Origin of the sequence: Terracoccus luteus, assembly GCF_003635045.1 — a bacterium.
Lineage (GTDB): Bacteria > Actinomycetota > Actinomycetes > Actinomycetales > Dermatophilaceae > Terracoccus > Terracoccus luteus.
The window spans coordinates 3367786-3384101 of the sequence record NZ_RBXT01000001.1 but is presented as its reverse complement, the minus strand read 5'-3'; the positions used below and the strand labels follow the sequence as shown (position 1 = coordinate 3384101).

17 protein-coding genes are annotated in these 16316 nt (G+C 72.5%); 13 read left to right on the top strand and 4 right to left on the bottom strand.

The window, feature by feature from the left end; translation table 11 throughout:
- Nucleotides 1–18 precede the first annotated feature (18 nt).
- From DFJ68_RS15250 to DFJ68_RS15230, 5 genes are all read left to right on the top strand, one after another.
- Complete coding sequence (locus DFJ68_RS15250) at nucleotides 19–795, top strand: SDR family NAD(P)-dependent oxidoreductase (protein ID WP_121035428.1); 777 nt, start codon at nucleotides 19–21, stop codon at nucleotides 793–795.
- An 88-nt stretch (nucleotides 796–883) separates the two neighbouring features.
- Nucleotides 884–1315: an ArsR/SmtB family transcription factor gene (locus DFJ68_RS15245; protein ID WP_245963683.1), complete on the top strand. Its 432-nt coding sequence runs from the start codon at nucleotides 884–886 to the stop codon at nucleotides 1313–1315.
- The gene (locus tag DFJ68_RS15240) at nucleotides 1312–1875 is read left to right on the top strand and encodes an SRPBCC domain-containing protein (RefSeq protein ID WP_121034468.1); all 564 of its coding nucleotides are present in this window, start codon (nucleotides 1312–1314) and stop codon (nucleotides 1873–1875) included. Before DFJ68_RS15245 ends, DFJ68_RS15240 begins: the two co-directional genes overlap by 4 nt.
- Before the next feature lie 141 nt (nucleotides 1876–2016).
- Nucleotides 2017–2424, top strand: coding sequence for a YciI family protein (locus DFJ68_RS15235; protein WP_121035427.1), 408 nt, complete (start codon nucleotides 2017–2019; stop codon nucleotides 2422–2424).
- Nucleotides 2425–2434: 10 nt separating this feature from the next.
- Nucleotides 2435–3628, top strand: coding sequence for an RNA polymerase sigma factor (locus tag DFJ68_RS15230; protein WP_121034467.1), 1194 nt, complete (start codon nucleotides 2435–2437; stop codon nucleotides 3626–3628).
- A 155-nt stretch (nucleotides 3629–3783) separates the two neighbouring features.
- On the opposite strand, the gene DFJ68_RS15225 is transcribed toward DFJ68_RS15230, so the two are convergent.
- Nucleotides 3784–4575, bottom strand: a complete 792-nt coding sequence (locus DFJ68_RS15225) for a hypothetical protein (RefSeq protein WP_121034466.1) — start codon at nucleotides 4573–4575, stop codon at nucleotides 3784–3786.
- A 278-nt stretch (nucleotides 4576–4853) separates the two neighbouring features.
- Between DFJ68_RS15225 and DFJ68_RS15220 the strand changes: the two genes are divergently transcribed.
- Nucleotides 4854–5834, top strand: a complete 981-nt coding sequence (locus tag DFJ68_RS15220; RefSeq protein WP_121034465.1) for an intradiol ring-cleavage dioxygenase — start codon at nucleotides 4854–4856, stop codon at nucleotides 5832–5834.
- Between the two features lie 113 nt (nucleotides 5835–5947).
- On the opposite strand, the gene DFJ68_RS15215 is transcribed toward DFJ68_RS15220, so the two are convergent.
- The gene (locus tag DFJ68_RS15215) at nucleotides 5948–6436 is read right to left on the bottom strand and encodes an FBP domain-containing protein (RefSeq protein ID WP_121034464.1); all 489 of its coding nucleotides are present in this window, start codon (nucleotides 6434–6436) and stop codon (nucleotides 5948–5950) included.
- Between the two features lie 744 nt (nucleotides 6437–7180).
- On the opposite strand from DFJ68_RS15215, the gene DFJ68_RS15210 reads away from it, so the two are divergent.
- A complete protein-coding gene (locus tag DFJ68_RS15210) occupies nucleotides 7181–8248 on the top strand; it encodes a homocysteine S-methyltransferase family protein (protein WP_121034463.1) in 1068 nt (355 codons plus the stop codon).
- A 43-nt stretch (nucleotides 8249–8291) separates the two neighbouring features.
- Here the strand turns inward: DFJ68_RS15210 and DFJ68_RS15205 are convergent, their stop codons facing one another.
- Nucleotides 8292–8804: a pyridoxamine 5'-phosphate oxidase family protein gene (locus DFJ68_RS15205; RefSeq protein ID WP_121035426.1), complete on the bottom strand. Its 513-nt coding sequence runs from the start codon at nucleotides 8802–8804 to the stop codon at nucleotides 8292–8294.
- Nucleotides 8805–8911: 107 nt separating this feature from the next.
- Here DFJ68_RS15205 and DFJ68_RS15200 point away from each other — a divergent pair, with 107 nt between their 5' ends.
- Nucleotides 8912–9583, top strand: a complete 672-nt coding sequence (locus tag DFJ68_RS15200) for a BON domain-containing protein (RefSeq protein WP_170165791.1) — start codon at nucleotides 8912–8914, stop codon at nucleotides 9581–9583.
- Nucleotides 9584–9624: 41 nt separating this feature from the next.
- Nucleotides 9625–10542 (top strand): universal stress protein, encoded by a 918-nt coding sequence (locus DFJ68_RS15195; protein ID WP_121034461.1) that lies wholly within the window; start codon nucleotides 9625–9627, stop codon nucleotides 10540–10542.
- Nucleotides 10543–10743: 201 nt separating this feature from the next.
- Here the strand turns inward: DFJ68_RS15195 and DFJ68_RS15190 are convergent, their stop codons facing one another.
- Nucleotides 10744–11967, bottom strand: a complete 1224-nt coding sequence (locus DFJ68_RS15190; RefSeq protein ID WP_121034460.1) for a universal stress protein — start codon at nucleotides 11965–11967, stop codon at nucleotides 10744–10746.
- Between the two features lie 371 nt (nucleotides 11968–12338).
- Between DFJ68_RS15190 and DFJ68_RS15185 the strand changes: the two genes are divergently transcribed.
- The 4 genes from DFJ68_RS15185 to DFJ68_RS15170 are packed head-to-tail and all read left to right on the top strand — an operon-like array spanning nucleotide 12339 to nucleotide 16139.
- On the top strand, nucleotides 12339–12923 hold the full coding sequence (locus tag DFJ68_RS15185) for a hypothetical protein (RefSeq protein ID WP_147431612.1): 585 nt from the start codon (nucleotides 12339–12341) through the stop codon (nucleotides 12921–12923).
- Complete coding sequence (locus DFJ68_RS15180; protein WP_147431611.1) at nucleotides 12920–13510, top strand: pyridoxamine 5'-phosphate oxidase family protein; 591 nt, start codon at nucleotides 12920–12922, stop codon at nucleotides 13508–13510. The genes DFJ68_RS15185 and DFJ68_RS15180 overlap by 4 nt, the downstream gene beginning before the upstream one ends.
- Nucleotides 13507–15459 (top strand): sensor histidine kinase, encoded by a 1953-nt coding sequence (locus DFJ68_RS15175; protein WP_121034457.1) that lies wholly within the window; start codon nucleotides 13507–13509, stop codon nucleotides 15457–15459. Before DFJ68_RS15180 ends, DFJ68_RS15175 begins: the two co-directional genes overlap by 4 nt.
- A complete protein-coding gene (locus DFJ68_RS15170) occupies nucleotides 15456–16139 on the top strand; it encodes a response regulator (RefSeq protein WP_121034456.1) in 684 nt (227 codons plus the stop codon). Before DFJ68_RS15175 ends, DFJ68_RS15170 begins: the two co-directional genes overlap by 4 nt.
- The last annotated feature ends 177 nt before the right edge of the window (nucleotides 16140–16316 follow it).

The following is a 16316-nucleotide window of genomic DNA, read 5'->3' as shown; positions in this document are numbered from 1 at the left end:
ACCGACACGACCGAGGCGATCGACTACACCCGGCTGTTCCGCCTCGACGGGCGGCGGGCCGTCGTCGTCGGGGCCGGCAGCGGCATCGGCCGCGAGTGCGCCCTCGCCCTCGCCGCCCACGGCGCCGAGGTCGTGTGCGCCGACCGGGACGTGGCGGCGGCGCAGACGACCGTCGACCTCGGCGGGGGAGCGCGGGCGCTGCAGCTCGACGTGCTCGACGCGGATGCCGTCGCCCGCGCGGCCCGAGACCTCGACGCCGACGGCGGCGTCGACGTCCTCGTCTTCACCGCCGCGACCAACGTGCGCAAGCGGCTGCTCGACTACTCGGGTGAGGAGTTCGACCGCGTCGTCGCCCTCAACCTCCGGGCCTCGTTCGAGCTGGTGCGCGCCTTCGGGGCCGGCATGGCCGCGCGTGGCCGCGGCAGCATCGTCGGCTTCAGCTCCATCCGCGCCGTGAGCGTCGAGCCCGGGCAGGGCGTCTACGCCGCGACCAAGGCCGGCCTCGTCCAGCTGCTGCGCGCCGCCGCGGTCGAGCTGGGCCCCTCGGGGGTGCGCGTCAACGCCGTCGCCCCGGGCGTCGTCGACACGCCCCTGACCGCGCAGATCCGGGCCGTGCCCGAGTGGTCGGAGGCGTACGCGAGCAAGAGCGCCCTCGGTCGCTGGTCGCACGCCCACGAGCTGGCCGGCGCGGTCGTCTACCTCGCGTCCGACGCCTCGAGCTTCGTCACGGGCAGCCAGCTCTTCGTCGACGGCGGGTGGACCGCGATCGACGGTCGGTACACACCGCCCTCCTGACGAGCGGCCCGGATGCCGGTCGGTCGCGTCACCGAGACCGCCACCCTTGACGTCTCGTAACGATTGCGTTACCAATACGAGGGTGGACGTGTTCGAGGCCGTGGCCGACCCGGTGCGACGTGACCTGCTGCGTCGTCTGGTCGACGGTCCGGCTCGGGTCGTCGACCTCGCCGCCGCCCACGACATCAGCCGGCCGGCCATCAGCCGCCACCTCCGGGTGCTCACCGAGGCGGGGCTGACGACTGCCGACGACCGGGGTCGGGAGCGTCACTACCGGCTGCTCCCGGCGGGTCTGGAGCCCGTCCGTCGGCTGCTCGACGAGCTCGCCGCGGACGACGGCGCGGCGTCGACCGACGCCCGGGCCGCGCAGGGGTCGGCCCCCCGACCTCGCTTCACGGAGGGCCATCTCGACGGGCTCGACCTCGAGGTGCGTCGCACCGGGGCCGACCGTCGCCACGGCCGACCGACCGCCCGACGCACGACGGCGGCGGCGACGACGACGACAGAGGAGACCGCATGAGCCCCACCCAGCCCCCCACCCAGCCACCCACCCAGGCACCCCCGACGGCGACCGGACGGCTGACCCGGCGCACCGGCATCCCCCTGCTGGAGTTCGAGCGCACCTTCCGGGCACCGATCGACGACGTGTGGGACGCCGTCACCGAGCCCGAGCGGCTCGAGCGCTGGATCGGCACGTGGACCGGCGACCCCGCCACCGGCCGGGTGACCTTCCGCATGACCGCCGAGGGCGACGACGTGCCCGACGAGACGATCTGGGTCGACGTCTGCAAGCGCCCGACCCGGCTCGTCATGCGCTCGATGCCACCCGGTGAGGACGCGCCCTGGCGGTGGGAGCTGACCCTCGCCGAGTCCGACGGCGTGACCACCCTGACCTTCGCCCAGGAGGTCACCGGCGCCGAGCTCGCCCTCAGCGTGGGCCCGGGGTGGGACTACTACCTCGACCGGCTCGTCGCCGCCGAGACCGGTGCCGACGTGTCCGCGGTCGACTTCGCCGACTACGAGCCGGCCCTCAGCGAGCACTACCGGCGCGAGCTGCGCGACGGGGGCCTCGAGGTCTGACGGGCCGGCCGGCGGCCGTCGGGCGCAGACTCGCAAGAGACTTCTCGCGACGAGTTCGCCGGGTCATGTCGAGAACGGCGAGGCGGCCCCGTCCCAGGGGTGTACGCGGTCGGACCGGCCGCACCGACGAAGGAGCAGACCATGAAGTACCTCATCCTCAAGCACTACCGCGGCAACCCGGCCCCCTACGGCGACGCGGCCCCGATGGACCAGTGGAGCCCCGAGGAGGTCGATGCCCACATCGGGTTCATGGATGACTTCGCCAAGCGGCTCGAGGGCACGGGCGAGTGGGTCGACGGCCAGGCGCTGTCGCCGGAGGGCACCTTCGTGCGCTACGACGGCCCGGGTCGCCCGCCGGTCACCGACGGGCCGTTCGCCGAGACGAAGGACCTCATCGCCGGCTGGATGGTCGTCGACGTCGACTCCTACGACCGCGCCCTCGAGCTGGCGGGCGAGCTGTCGGCGGCGCCCGGACGCGGCGGCGAGCCCCTCTACGAGTGGCTCGAGGTGCGCCCGTTCCTCGACAACCCGACGACCATCGACGAGTGAGTACGGCCGGGTGAGCGCGGCCGGCGGCGTCGTCGACGAAGGGCTGCTGCGCACCTTGACGCCAGCCGTCATCGGCGTCCTCTGCCGTCGCGGCGTCGACTTCGCGACGGCAGAGGATGCCGTGCAGGACGCTCTCGTCTCCGCGTGGCGTTCGTGGCCCGACGACCCGCCCCGCGACCCCAAGGGCTGGCTCGTGACCGCGGCGTGGCGACGGGTCGTCGACCAGGCCCGCTCGGAGTCGTCGAGGCGTCGACGGGAGGAGCGGGTGGGGGTCGAGCCCGAGGCCGGCCCCGTCACGTCGACCGACGACACGCTGCGGCTCTACGCGCTCTGCGCCCACCCGTCGCTCAGCCCGTCGTCGGCGGTCGCGCTGACCCTGCGAGCCGTCGGTGGGCTGACCACCCGTCAGATCGCCACGGCGTACCTCGTCCCCGAGGCCACGATGGCGCAGCGCATCAGCCGGGCGAAGCGGGCCGTGCGCGACGTGCCCCTCGACCGGCCGGGCGACCTCGCGACCGTGCTGCGGGTGTTGTACCTCGTCTTCAACGAGGGCCACGGGGGCGAGGTCGACCTCGCCGCCGAGGCGATCCGTCTGGCCCGCCAGGTTGTCGACCTGACCGACGAGCAGGAGGCCGCGGGCCTGCTCGCACTCATGCTGCTGCACCACGCCCGCCGCGACGCGCGCCGCACGCCGGCCGGCGCGATCGTGCCGCTGCGCGAGCAGGACCGGTCGCGGTGGGACACCGACCTCGTCGCCGAGGGCGTCGGTATCCTGCAGCGTGCCCTCGCCCGTGACCGGCTCGGGGAGTACCAGGCGCAGGCCGCGGTCGCCGCCCTGCACGCCGACGCCCGCCACGTCGACGAGACCGACTGGGTGCAGATCGTGTCCTGGTACGACGAGCTGGTGCGGCTGACCGACAGCCCGGTGGTGCGGCTCAACCGCGCGGTCGCCCGGGCCGAGGCCGACGGGCCGCGCGCCGGTCTCGCCGCGCTGGCGGCGCTCGACCCCGGTCTGCCGCGCTACCGGGCGGCGCTGGCCCACGTGCACGAGAAGGACGGCAGCACCGCCCTCGCCGCCGACCTCTATGCCGAGGCGGCGCGGCTCGCGACCGACACCGCCGAGCGCGACCACCTCACCCGGCAGGCGGCTCGCCTACGCAGCGCTCTCTCATCGGGGGAGCGGGAGGACCGACCCCGGGGGTGACCCAGCCTCGTCGTCGGCGACGGTGTCGTCGAGCCGAGCGGTGCTGCGCTGTTCCGAGCGGGAGGTGACCACCGCGGCCCCCGTGGAGCGGCGGTGGTCACCTCGTGACAGGGCCTGCGGTCGGACTCACGCCCGACCGCAGGCCCCGGTGGGGCTCAGGCGCCGGCGCGGGCGGTGTTGCGGCGCTTGGCGGCGAAGGCTCCGGTGCCGGCTGCGGCCAGGAGCAGGCCGCCGCCGAGGGCGAGCATGCCGGTGTTGGTGCCGTCCTGTCCGGTCTGGCCGGTGATCTGGCCGCCGCCGGTGTGCATGCCGCCGGCGGGGGCGACGCGCAGGGCTCCGCAGAGGGCGGGGTCGGTGGCCTCGGTGGGCAGGCTGGGGTCGAGGTCGCTCTTGGTGTCGCCGTCGTACTTGCCGTCGTGGTTGTGGTCCACGCCGTGGATGACGACGACGGACTGGCCCTTGGTGATGGCGTCGGCGACGCCCTGGGAGACCTTGATGCTGCCGCGTTCGTAGCTGATCTTGCCGCCGGGGGCGGTGTCGAACCGGTCGACGGCCAGGCCGCTGGCGGGGCTGGTGTCTCCGGTCTTGGTGAGGGAGACGACGATGTCGCCGTAGGCGGGGCCGCCTTCGGTGGTGTTGATGGTGCCGTCGCCGCTCTTGTCGTCGGTGACGGCGGGGCATTCGTGGCGGGCGGCGGCGGAGAAGTGGATGTGGGCGGCGTGGGGGGCGTCGGGCAGCAGGCCCATGGCGGCCATGGTGACGGTGATGGTGGTGCCGTCGACCTCGACCATGGCGGTGCCGCTGCCCTTGACGCCGTTCTCTACGACGGGCTTGAGGTTGGCGCTGACCCAGGCGTTGTCGGCGGCGAAGGCCGGCCCGACGGTCAGGGCCAGAACTGCGGCCGAGGCGAAGGTGGCACCGGCGAGGCGGTAAGTCCTGGTGCGCATGCGGTTTCTCCTGACGAGAAGAGGCGGCGCCGCCGTCACCCCGATGGTGCGACGATGCACCCGCCTCCACGAACACTAGCGGTCGTGACCGATTGGCGCAGTTTGCAAAATTCACCCGAATTTCGGTGGGTAGGTGGAGATGGCGTAGCGCCCACTTCGGGCCGGGGGTGCCACAGAGGGCGCACAGGACGGGCACACACCCGGCACACGGCCGACGGTCAGGGTCGGGTCAACAGCCACCCACCAGTGATCCACGCCCGACCGATGGAGTACCCGCCATGAACGCTCGACCGATCGACGTCACCAGCCCGCCCACCTACGAGGGCCGGCGCCTGCCCAAGCCCGACGAGGAGCTCGTCGACCAGGGCCTGCAGTTCGACGTGGTGACGATCGTCAGTCGTCGCAACGCCCTTCGCCTCTTCGGGCTCGGCGCGTCGGCCGTCGGCCTGGCCGCCTGCAGCACGGCCGTCGGGGGCACACCGAGCACCACTGCGTCGTCTGCGTCCTCGGCCTCGTCGACGTCCGGCTCGACGTCGACGGAGATCCCCGACGAGACCGCCGGCCCCTATCCCGGTGACGGCTCGAACGGCGCCGACGTGCTCGAGCAGAGCGGCGTCGTACGGCAGGACATCCGCTCGAGCTTCGGCGGGGCGACGGGGACGGCCGAGGGGGTGCCGATGACCCTCGAGCTGACCGTCACCGATCTCGCGAACGGTGGGGCCCCCTTCGCGGGCGTGGCCGTCTACGTCTGGCACTGCGACCGCGAGGGGCGCTACTCGCTCTACTCCGACGGCATCACCGGCGAGAACTACCTGCGCGGCGTGCAGGTGGCCGACGACTCGGGCGTCGTGAGGTTCACGAGCATCGTCCCCGCCTGCTACTCCAGCCGCTGGCCGCACATCCACTTCGAGGTCTACCCCGACCAGGCCTCCATCACCGACACGGCCAGCCTCGTCGCGACGTCGCAGGTGGCCCTGCCGCAGTCCACGTGCGAGACCGTATATGCCACCGACGGGTACTCCGCGTCCGTCGCGAACTTGCAGCAGGTCAGCCTCACGAGCGACAACGTCTTCGGCGACGACGGCGGGGCGCGGCAGCTCGCCACCGTCAGCGGCGACGTCACGTCCGGGTACACGGTCTCGCTCACCGTCCCGGTCGACACCCGAACCACCACCACCGGGGGTGGCGCCCCCGGCGGAGGTGGCGGTGCCCCCGGTGGCGGCGGGCCCGGCGGAGCCCCGCCCACGCAGGGCACCTGACGGGGCACCGACCCGTCAACCGTGCCGCAGGGTGCCGGATGCCGTGGGGTTGAGTGCGTCGGTCCGCGCCCCGACCCGTGCCACCGCACACGACCCACCGGCATCCGGGGACGTCAGCCGTAGCGCACGTGCTCGGCGAACGCCCTCGTGCGAGAGCGCAGCTCGGCCACCCGGCGTTCGACCATGGCCTCGGCGTCGACGCCCCCCTCGAGCGTGGTCGGGGGGCGCCGCACGTGGGCCGAGCAGCTGAGGTCGTCGTGCACGAGCACGCCGATCGAGTTGCCGTTGCGACCGGCCGCCCCGGCGCGACGCGCGACGAGCAGGCGCACGTTGCCGGTGGCGACGACGTCCTCGCACCACGAGCACAGCGCGCGCTTCTTCGCGCCGGCGGCGGCCGGTCGCAGCACGATGCCGACCGCCCCGTCGTCGACCGGCAGCACGAGGTTGATGCGGTCGGGGTTGTGCCGGTCGGGCCAGCCGAGCAGGTCGAGGTCGTCCCACGGGAGGTTCTCGAGGTCGGCCGGGGCCCGGGCCTGGGCCGCCTCACGGCGGGAGCAGTTGACGAAGCTGGCGCGGATCTGCACCTCGGTCAGGGGGAGCATGAGGGTCTCGTTCTCGTCGGAGGGTGCCTGGCGGGGTCGACCGGTCGGCCGGTCGCCGGGTCGGGAGTGGCGGCGTCTCCCGCATCACGCACCCGCGGACCGGGGGCAGCCCGCTCCGGGTCGGCTCGGCCACGGCGGGCGCGGGCGTGACGGTAGGGCCGTCCGCCACGACGTCGGATGCCGTGGGGCGCGGTTCAGAGACCGCGCGAGGCGTGTGCGGGGGCGGTGGTCGCTGAGCATGCCCTCATGGCAGCCTCGCTCTCCGCGCGGGTCGCGCTCCTCGTGACGAGCCGCCCGCGGTCGCGGACGGTAGACCATCCTCATCACGGCGGGCGGTCGCGGGTCAACCGGTTTCGCGCGCCGGCCGGTCACCGGCCAGCTGTCCGGTCAGTCACCGGCGTCGCCGAGCAGGTCGGGGAAGAGGCGCCGTGACCCCGTTGCTGGGGCTCGTGCGACCGTCGGGCCAGGGGTCGGCGCCCCGGACGCGACCGCAGCGCCGGTGGGCGAACCGTCCGCAGCTGCGCCCCGGCCATCGGCCGGCCGAGTCGCCCGGGTGTCGTCGAGGTCCTCGGTCACGGTGCACCCCTTCGGACGCGGTGGTCCGGGGAGCGAGCGCCCTGCCGGTCGCTGGCCCTGTACCCCTGGCGGCGCCGTTCACCCGTCGCGAGCCGACCGGCATCCGTCACGAGGTATCGCGGAGGCCCCGCCTGCCACCACACTGGAGACGACGGCGAGGGAGGCCCCATGCCTGCATGGACGGTGACCGACGGCGGTCTCGAGACCGACCTGATCTTCCACCACGGTGTCGACCTGCCGCACTTCGCCGCATACCCCATGCTCGAGTCGGAGCGCGGGCGACGGCTGCTCGTCGACTACTACGACGGCTACGCCGCGGTGGCCGCGCGAGCGGGCGCGGGCCTGCGCCTCGAGACCCCCACCTGGCGCGCCAACCCCGACTGGGGTGCGCGGCTCGGCCACGACGCCGCCGCGCTGGCGCAGGCCGACGGCGACGCCGTGCGGCTGCTCGCCGGGCTGCGCGAGTCGTACCGCGAGCGGTACACGGGAGCGATCGGTGACGTCACCGTGGTCGGGACCATGGGCCCGCGCGGTGACGGCTACCGCAGCGACGGCGCGGTCGAGCCCGAGGAGGCCCGGCGCTACCACCGGCCGCAGGTCGAGGCGCTCACCGCGGCCGGGGCCGACTCGGTCGCGGTCTACACGTTGGCCGAGCCTGGCGAGGCGGCCGGGGTCGTGCGGGCAGCGCGCGAGGTCGGCATCCGCGTCGAGGTCTCCTTCACCGTCGAGACCGACGGCCGGCTACCCGACGGCACGCCCGTCGGTGAGGCGATCGCCGCCCTCGACGAGAGCGACCCGCCCGACTCGTACCTCGTCAACTGCGCGCACCCCACCCACGTCGTGCCGGCCCTGGCCGCGGGTGGGGTGTGGCTCACGCGGGTGACCGGGCTGCGGTGCAACGCCTCGACCCGCTCGCACGCCGAGCTCGACGAGGCCACCGAGCTCGACGAGGGCGACCCCGTGCAGTTCGCCCGCGACCACGGACCGCTGCTCGCCGCCCTGCCGAACGTCGACGTGCTCGGTGGCTGCTGCGGCACCGACGTGCGCCACGTCCAGGCTCTGTGGGACGTCGTTCGGCCCCCTGAGTTCACTGGAACCCATCGGCGAACTCGTCGGCGTCGGGCGTCGGGCGACGGGCGTCGGGCGTCTACGCCGGCCTCGACATGGACGCCCTCGGCGCCGGTCCGAGGCCCCGGATGTTCGGCATCGCGCCCTCGGGGTGTGTCGACGGAGTGACGCGTCGACCGGGGGGCGGTCACGGAGAGCGGGTGGTTCGGCTTCAGCGCGAGAAGGGCGTGTGCAGGACGCCGGCGACGTGGATGCGTCGCCCGGTGGTGCTGTGGGGCACGATGCGCACGTAGCGCGCCTTCGGGCCGTCCTGCCAGGGCAGCAGGGGCAGGGCCATGGCCTCGACGATCTCGTCCGTGTCCCGGATCTCGTCCGCGCGGCCCCGCAGCACGACGCTCGAGGCGGTGGCTGTAGTGGTGTCGTAGCTGTCGATCTCGAAGGCCACCGCCTGATGTCTGGCCATGGTGAGCTTGCGGCCGGCGTCGGTGCGGAAGACGACGCTGCCATGCTCGACCGTGTAGTTGACCGGGAAGATGTCCGGGCCGTCGTCGGTCGCGACCGCGAGGCGCCCGATGACTCCGGCACGCAGGAGCGTCCAGCACTCGGGGACGGTCAGCACCTCTGTGGTGACGGCCGGCGCGGTGGGCTGCGTCGTGCTCCGGGAGTGCGATGGCGTCGGGGCACCGGAAGGGGTGGAGCGGGGCGGGGGCGTGTGGACGGTCATACATCGATGATGGTCGCCACTCCCCGGCTCGCGACAGGGTCGATGGTCCTGCGGGTACGGGCCGTTCGGCCCTGCCGACCGGAGCGCGTCGGGGTCACCATCGCTCCATGAGCGACACACTGCACCGCACCGACCGCGACCTGAAGTCATCGCTCGAGCAGGAGCTGAGATGGTCGCCGGACGTCAAGGCCGACCGCATCGGCGTGTCGGTGACCGACGGTGCCGTGACCTTGGCCGGGGAGGTGCCCACCTATCCGGAGAAGGACGCGGCGGTGGCTGCTGCGTTCCGCGTCAAGGGCGTGACCGCCGTCGCGAACAACATCGTCGTGATGCACCTGGGTGGGCGCCGGGAGGACGTCGACATCGCCCGGGAGGCGGCACGCGCGCTCGAGTCGACCGTCACGATCCCGCCGGGTTCGGTCAAGGCTGCGGTCGACCACGGCCGGATCACGCTCACGGGACTGGTCGCGTGGAACTACCAGCGTGAGGCCGCGCGCCGGGCCGTGAAGGACCTTCCCGGGGTCCTGTCGGTCAGCAGCGACGTCGTCCTGGAACCGGACCTGCCGTTCGCGGCCGGCCAGGCCCGGACCCACATCCGCGAGGCGCTGGTGCGCAACGCCGAGACGGACGCCAGCACCATCACGGTCTCGGTCCAGGGCACCCAGATCGTGCTGACGGGCACGGTGCACTCCTGGTCGGAGTTCCGTCAGGCCGCCAACACGGCCTGGGGCACCCCGGGGGTGACCGGGGTCCTCAACCGCCTGACCGTCGTCGCCTGAGACGCCGGAACCTGGGTCGTCATGAACCGAGAGGAAGCACGATGAGCGTCAAGCACGAGATGCCGGCCGGTGCCATCGCGGTCGGCTACGACGGGGGCGTCTCCAGCCGGGTCGCGTTGGCGTGGGCCACGCGTGAGGCGCGAGTGGCCCGTCGAGCAGTGCACCTGGTGCACATGATCGCGTGGCCGGAGGACATCGTCGTCAACCTGGCCATCGACGAAGATGACGATGAGACGACCGCCGCCGGCGTCGCGTACGTGCGCCGTCACGCCCCGGACGTCGACGTCTCGTGCGAGACCCGGACCGGCAACGCTGCCGGTCGGCTGCTGCGGCTGTCCGAGCGGGCCAGCACGGTCGTCGTCGGCGGGCACGGACACCACGCCAGCAGGGCGGTCCTGGTCGGAGCGACCGCACCACAAGTCGCCGCCCACAGCCGGTGCGCGGTCATCGTGGTGCCTGACGAACCGGGCGACCCGTCGGATCAGGACGGGGTCGAGGACGTGGACAGGCCCCCGCGCCGGGTGGCGGTTGGCATCGACGGGAGCGAATCGTGTTCCGGTGCGATCGAGTTCGCCTTCGACCGTGCGAGCCGCATCAGTTCCGGTCTGACGGCAGTGGCGTGCTGGTGGTGGCAGGAGGGTGGGGCCTACCTCGCCGGCGCCGAAGGGTACGGGTGGGACCCCGACCTGCACGACCGGGAGCTGCGGCTGGTCTCGGAGCAGCTCGCGGGCTGGAGCGAGAAGTACCCGGATGTCGACGTGCGGACCGTGCTGGTGCACGGCAACGCGGTGAGCGTCCTGACCGAGGAAGCGGACCGGGCCGAGCTGCTGGTGCTGGGAACCCGTGGTCGTGGCGGGTTCGCCGGGCTGCTGCTCGGCTCCGTCAGCCTGCGGGTGATGACGGGGGCCCACCGGCCCGTGGCGATCGTCCCTTCCCGCCTGGGGAAAGCGCCCGGCTGACCGGGCGTGACCGGGGAGGGAGAGTCGTGGACCGCCAGGGTAGTGATGAGGGGCCGCCCCCCTCTTCTGGTCCACGATGAGCCGGTTGACGGTGGGGGACACCGCAGCCGGCTGGGGCGGGCACGACGAGGACGTTCGTGCCCGCCCCACACGCCCGACCTTTCGTCCGGACGGGCGCGTCGGGGCTCGGGTGCTCGTCCATCACCGCACGACCACGACGGTGGTGTGGCTGTGAGCCAGCACGGTCCGGCTGGTCGAGCCCATCATCATGCCGAGGAAGCCGCCGTGGCCCACGGCTCCGACGACGAGCATGGCTGCGGGTGCCCCGATGGCCATCAGCTGCTCGGCGGGGTGGCCGACGGCCACCTGACCGGCTATCTCGACGTCAGGATGCCGTTCGGCGGCCTCGACGACGAGGCGACGGAGCGTCTGCCTCGTCGTCCTCTCGGCGTCGGCGGCCGCGTAGGCAGCGGTACCCAGGAGTGGCTCCACGGTGACCGGGACGATGTTCCACACCGCCACCACCACCACGGTGAGGTGACGCAGACGCGCTTCCGTGCAGGCCCACTCCAGGGCGGCGACACTCTCGGGCGACCCGTCCACGCCCACCACCAGGGTGTGGTCGTCGACTCGCGCCCGGTCCGGACCGGAATGGAGGGCGCCCGTCCGCGCCGGGTCATGACCGTCACCGGAGGTGTCCCCGGCCTGCCCGGATCGGGCCGGGCCGGCGGCTGGGTCGGGTGGTGCCGGTGCCGGTTCGTCCGGCTGTGACGGTAATCCACGTCCGGCATCGCGGGATGCATCGCGGGATGCATGGCGCGGTGAGCGCGGAACGACCACGGTGCAGGCGCTGCGTTGCACCAGCGAGGTGCTGGTCGACCCCACCAGCAGCCCGCTCAGGCCGTGCCCGCGGGCACCCACCACCACCACCTCCGCTTTAGCGGACAGCTCCACGAGGTTGTCGTCAGCCCTGCCGGACCGGATGAGCTGGCGCACCGTCAGGTCCGCGGCGGAGTGCTTCGTCGCTCCGGGGGTGCCGCGTTGCGCTCTGACGTCCTCGACGACGTGGCTGAGGTACTGACCGGTGGCGGCCGCAGGGTCGGCGGTGAACCACGTGGTCGAGCCGACGTCGGTGGGTTCGGCCAGCGGGTACACGTGCCACACCGCCAGCACGGTGAGGCCGGTTCCTCGGGACAGTGCTTCGTCCATCGCCCACGCCAACGCCAGCCGGCTCTCGGGTGAGCCGTCGACCCCGACGAGGACGCCGAGGCTGAGGTCACTCACCTCCGGAACTGATGCGGGGGTGAGTGTGGATTCGCCTGCCTCGGTGCTCATTCGTCTCTCCTTCCATGGGGGCGACGGCGCGGCGCCCAGAGCTGACTCGGCCTCCGGCTCGGGCTGTCGCGACAGGGCCGACTCGGCCATGTCATCGACCCTGGCTCGTAGCGGGACGGCCGGGGTGGCTGCTGCCGGTTGCTGGTGCACGTCATCAAGCGTGGCGTCGAGTAGTCACCGGTGACAGGTCTTTTCGTCCCTGGAAAACCGGGACCAAGGTCCTACACATCCCGGGTCGACCGGCCGTGGCGCCGGCCAGGTGACGGCATCCACGCTGATGGTGACCGGGGCTCCGACGACCCGTCGGTGCCTCACCCCGAAGGAAGGACCACGTCATGTCCACCACCAGCCACACCACCGGCAACCCTGGCGCCCACGGCGCCGATCACGACGGGGCCATGCGCCGCACCGACCGGAGACGCGGCGGGCACGTGCACGGACCCACAGGTCACGAGGTTCCCGTGACCCACGCACCCACGGCCACCGCGGCCCCGCCGGAGACGCTCGTCACCACCGCCCTTCCCGCGTCGGGCGCAGGGGCACGCTGGCTCGCCGTCACCCGGATCGCCCTCGCGCTGGTGTTCCTGTGGGCCTTCGCGGACAAGACCCTCGGCCTGGGCTGGTCCACTCCCTCCGAACGGGCGTGGATCCGAGGCGGCTCACCCACACGAGGCTTCCTCGCCAACGTCGAGGTGGGCCCCTTCACCGACACCTTCCACACCCTGGCGGGCAACGCGCTCGTCGACTGGCTGTTCATGCTCGGTCTGCTCGGTATCGGGCTGGCGCTGCTGGGCGGCGTCGCCATGGTGGTCACCGCCTGGGCCACGAGCATCATGATGGTGATGATGTGGGCGGCCGAGTGGCCACCGGCTCGGTTCACCGGCGCCGGTGAACCCAGTGGCTCGGTCAACCCGCTCGTGGACTACCACCTCATCTACGCCGTGACCGCCATCACCTTGGCCGCCACCTTCGCCGGCCACAGCTGGGGGCTCGGACGCCGCTGGCAGAACACGCGGCTGGTTCGACGGCTCCCGTGGCTGCGATGACCGAGAGGCCGCGCTCGGCGACAGACCCGCGGCAGCGCAGCGGGGGCGCGGACCAGCCCTCCTGGGTGGGATCCGACGCGGCGCGACACAACGCCCATCGGGTCCGGGTGGGCACGCTCTCCGACCGCAGGTGCGAGGAGAAGATCAGGGCCGGTGAGGTCGGCCGCGTGGCCTGGAACTCCGCGCACGGGCCGCAGCTGTTCCCGGTCAGCTACGCCTGGTGCGACGACCTCATCGTGTTCCGCACCTCTCCGACCGGGATCCTGTCCGAGCTGACCCGACGCACCTCCGTGGTCTTCGAGATCGACGAGCTGCAGATGGACGGTCACACCGGATGGAGCGTCCTGGCCCGCGGGCAGGCCGGCGCGATCGCCTCGCCTGCCCAGCTCACCCGCCTGTGGACCGTCGACGGCGTCGACCCGTGGGCGCCGGGTCTTCGCAACCTCTTCATCGGTATCGCGGTCGACCAGCTGACGGGTCGGGTCTTCGCCCCGCAGAGGCCGGCCTTCACGCCCGCACTGACGGACGATGTGCACCCAGTCGGGACTGTACGGGCGGGGCATGCCCCCAGTAGCCTGAGCCCGTGACCCGAGGTCACCGTCCCCGCGCCAGCGGACCGACGGACCAGCCGTTCTCCGGCGTGTCGAGCAACCCGCTGCCGGCCACGCCTCCGCGGGACGACCACCGTCTCCAGGTCCTGCTCGACGCCTCACAGTCCATCGTCTCCGAGCTGTCGCTCCCCGCGGTGCTGCGCCGCATCGTCGACTCCGCCCGGGAGGTCGCCTCGGCGCGGTACGCCGCCCTCGGCGTCATCGGACGTGACGGAGTGCTCGATGAGTTCATCCACGCCGGGATGGATGCGGCGACCGTCGCCGGCGTCGGCGCCCTTCCCTCGGGGCGCGGAGTCCTCGGCGCGCTGGTCCGGCACCCCACCCCCATCCGGCTGCACCGGATCCAGGAGGACCCTCGAGCCGTGGGCTTCCCCCCGGGTCACCCTCAGATGGGGACCTTCCTGGGGGTGCCGGTCCACGTCCGCGGCGAGGTGTTCGGCAACCTGTACCTCGCCGACCGCGAAGACGGGTGCGACTTCAGCGAGCAGGACGAACAGCTGCTGACCGCAATGGCGGCCACCGCAGGCATCGCCATCGAGAACGCACGCCTCTACGAGGAGTCCCGTCACCGGCAGGAGTGGCTGCTGGCCACCGCCGACACCTCTCGGGCGCTGCTTCGGCAAGAGCCCCCCGACCTCGTCCTGCGCGACATCGCCTCCGCCGTCCTCCGTCTCGCGGACGCCGACCTCGTCACCGTCGTCTTTCCCCACCACCGGTACGCCCGGCCGACGATGACGACGCCCGCACGGGCGCAGCTGGAGGTGCGGGTGGCCGTGGGGAAGAAGGCCGACGAGCTCGTCGGTTTCGTCTACCCGCGAGAGGGCTCGTTGGCCGGAACCGTGCTGGACGCCGGGCGCCCGGTCATCCTCGACCACGACGGCACCCGGAGCCACGACGAGGACGGAGCCGTCGCGCCGCCACTCCGGTCACCGTCCTCAGCGCGCAACTCCTACCCCGTCCATCTGCAGCACGCGATCGAGGTCGGGCCTGTCATGGCGTGCCCACTCATCGGCAGCGGCGAGATGCTGGGGGTGACCATGGTCGGCCGGGTGAAGGGGTCCAGGTCGTTCACGACCACCGACCTCGAGATGACGCAGTCGTTCACGAGACACGCCGCCATCGCCCTCGACCTCGCCGAGTCACGGTCACAGAACGAACGCCTCGTGCTGCTCGAGGACCGCGACCGCATCGCGCGCGACCTGCACGACCACGTCATCCAGCAGGTCTTCGCGACCGGGCTGAGCCTGCAGTCGGCCGCTCAACGTGCGCCCGACGACCTGCGTCCACTCATCATCCGTGCCGTCGACGACCTCGACCTGACCATCAGGCAGATTCGCGAGACCATCTTCGAGCTGCAGCACGTCGAGCCCCACGGGCTGGCCGGACGAGTTGCCACCACGGTCCGTTCTGCTGCTACCGCGCTCGGGTTCGAGCCCACCCTCCAGGTCGACGGGCCGAGCCACCTGCTGACGGACGAGGCGCTGCTGGCGGACGTGCAGGCGGTCGTCAGGGAAGGACTGACCAACGTCGCCCGACACGCAGGGGCCACCGCCGCCACCGTGACCATCACCATCGAACCCACCCACGTCACGGTCCGGATCAGCGACGACGGCGTCGGTCTCACCCGTCATGAGGCCGAGCGACGGTCCGGTCTCGCCAACCTCGCCGCCCGAGCCGTCGCTCGAGGAGGAACCTGTGCCGTCGCCGCCGGCGACGACACGGCGCCACGGCCGGGCACCACGCTGCGCTGGACCGCGACACTCGCGCCACCATCGGTCGTGAAAGCCGCCGGCATGGCCCAGGACCGTCCACCCGCCGGCCTGGTGGTCGTGGCGGGCGGAGAAGTCGAGGCACGCCCGGACCGTGCGGGCGGGCACGGCTCCGGCGCGACGGCTGCGGGTCCGGACACCGGGACCGCGCCATGACCGGGAGCCGCACATCCTCGCCTGCCGAGACCGGCCCCATCCGTGTCTTCCTCCTCGACGACCACGAGATCGTGCGCCGAGGCCTGACCGAGCTCATCGACTCCCACCCCGGCCTCCTCGTCGTCGGAGAGGCGTCGACGGCCGCCGAAGCCCTACGGCGCATCCCCGCCGCCGCGCCGGACGTCGCCCTGCTCGACGCCCGACTCCCGGACGGGAGTGGCATCGACGTCTGCCGGGCCGTGAGGTCCACGTCCCCGGCCACGCGCTGCCTGATCCTCACCAGCTACGACGACGACGAGGCCCTGTTCGCAGCCGTCATGGCCGGTGCCTCCGGCTATCTGCTCAAGGAGATCCGAGGGGTGTCGCTCACCGACGCCATCACGCAGGTCTCGCAAGGACGCTCGCTCATCGACCCCGCCCTCGTCGGCGTTCTCCTCGAGCGTCTTCGCTCGCCGACGCCCGACGGTGTGCCGGCTGTCCCTGATGTCGGCCTCACCCCACGCGAGTCACAGATCCTCGACCTCATCGCCGACGGTCTGACCAACCGCGAGATCGGGGACCGCCTCCACCTCGCGGAGAAGACCGTGAAGAACTACGTCTCCGGGCTGCTCGCCAAGCTCCATATGCAGCGGCGCACGCAGGCAGCCGTGTTCGGTGCCCGAAGGCGCGACGCCATCTAGGAGGTGGGGGGAGGTTCGCACGCGCGATGGGAACGCCCGAATCGACCGCGTGAGTCAGGACGATCTCCTGAAGGGGTGGGGTCTCGTCTACAGATTCTGTTAACTTGGCGTCAGCAGACCGCAGAATCTACGGACAGGGGCGCAGGCCATGTCACTTCCTCTTGCACACGTCCTCGG

Bases quoted from the DNA above. Each gene is read 5' to 3' on its own strand.
- DFJ68_RS15195 (WP_121034461.1), top strand. From the start codon at position 9,625: ATGAGCGTCAAGCACGAGATGCCGGCCGGTGCCATCGCGGTCGGCTAC.
- DFJ68_RS15235 (WP_121035427.1), top strand. From the start codon at position 2,017: ATGAAGTACCTCATCCTCAAGCACTACCGCGGCAACCCGGCCCCCTAC.
- DFJ68_RS15200 (WP_170165791.1), top strand. From the start codon at position 8,912: ATGAGCGACACACTGCACCGCACCGACCGCGACCTGAAGTCATCGCTC.
- DFJ68_RS15215 (WP_121034464.1), bottom strand. From the start codon at position 6,436: ATGCTCCCCCTGACCGAGGTGCAGATCCGCGCCAGCTTCGTCAACTGC.
- DFJ68_RS15205 (WP_121035426.1), bottom strand. From the start codon at position 8,804: ATGACCGTCCACACGCCCCCGCCCCGCTCCACCCCTTCCGGTGCCCCG.
- DFJ68_RS15190 (WP_121034460.1), bottom strand. From the start codon at position 11,967: ATGGCCGAGTCGGCCCTGTCGCGACAGCCCGAGCCGGAGGCCGAGTCA.
- DFJ68_RS15180 (WP_147431611.1), top strand. From the start codon at position 12,920: ATGACCGAGAGGCCGCGCTCGGCGACAGACCCGCGGCAGCGCAGCGGG.
- DFJ68_RS15240 (WP_121034468.1), top strand. From the start codon at position 1,312: ATGAGCCCCACCCAGCCCCCCACCCAGCCACCCACCCAGGCACCCCCG.
- DFJ68_RS15210 (WP_121034463.1), top strand. From the start codon at position 7,181: ATGCCTGCATGGACGGTGACCGACGGCGGTCTCGAGACCGACCTGATC.
- DFJ68_RS15220 (WP_121034465.1), top strand. From the start codon at position 4,854: ATGAACGCTCGACCGATCGACGTCACCAGCCCGCCCACCTACGAGGGC.
- DFJ68_RS15225 (WP_121034466.1), bottom strand. From the start codon at position 4,575: ATGCGCACCAGGACTTACCGCCTCGCCGGTGCCACCTTCGCCTCGGCC.
- DFJ68_RS15170 (WP_121034456.1), top strand. From the start codon at position 15,456: ATGACCGGGAGCCGCACATCCTCGCCTGCCGAGACCGGCCCCATCCGT.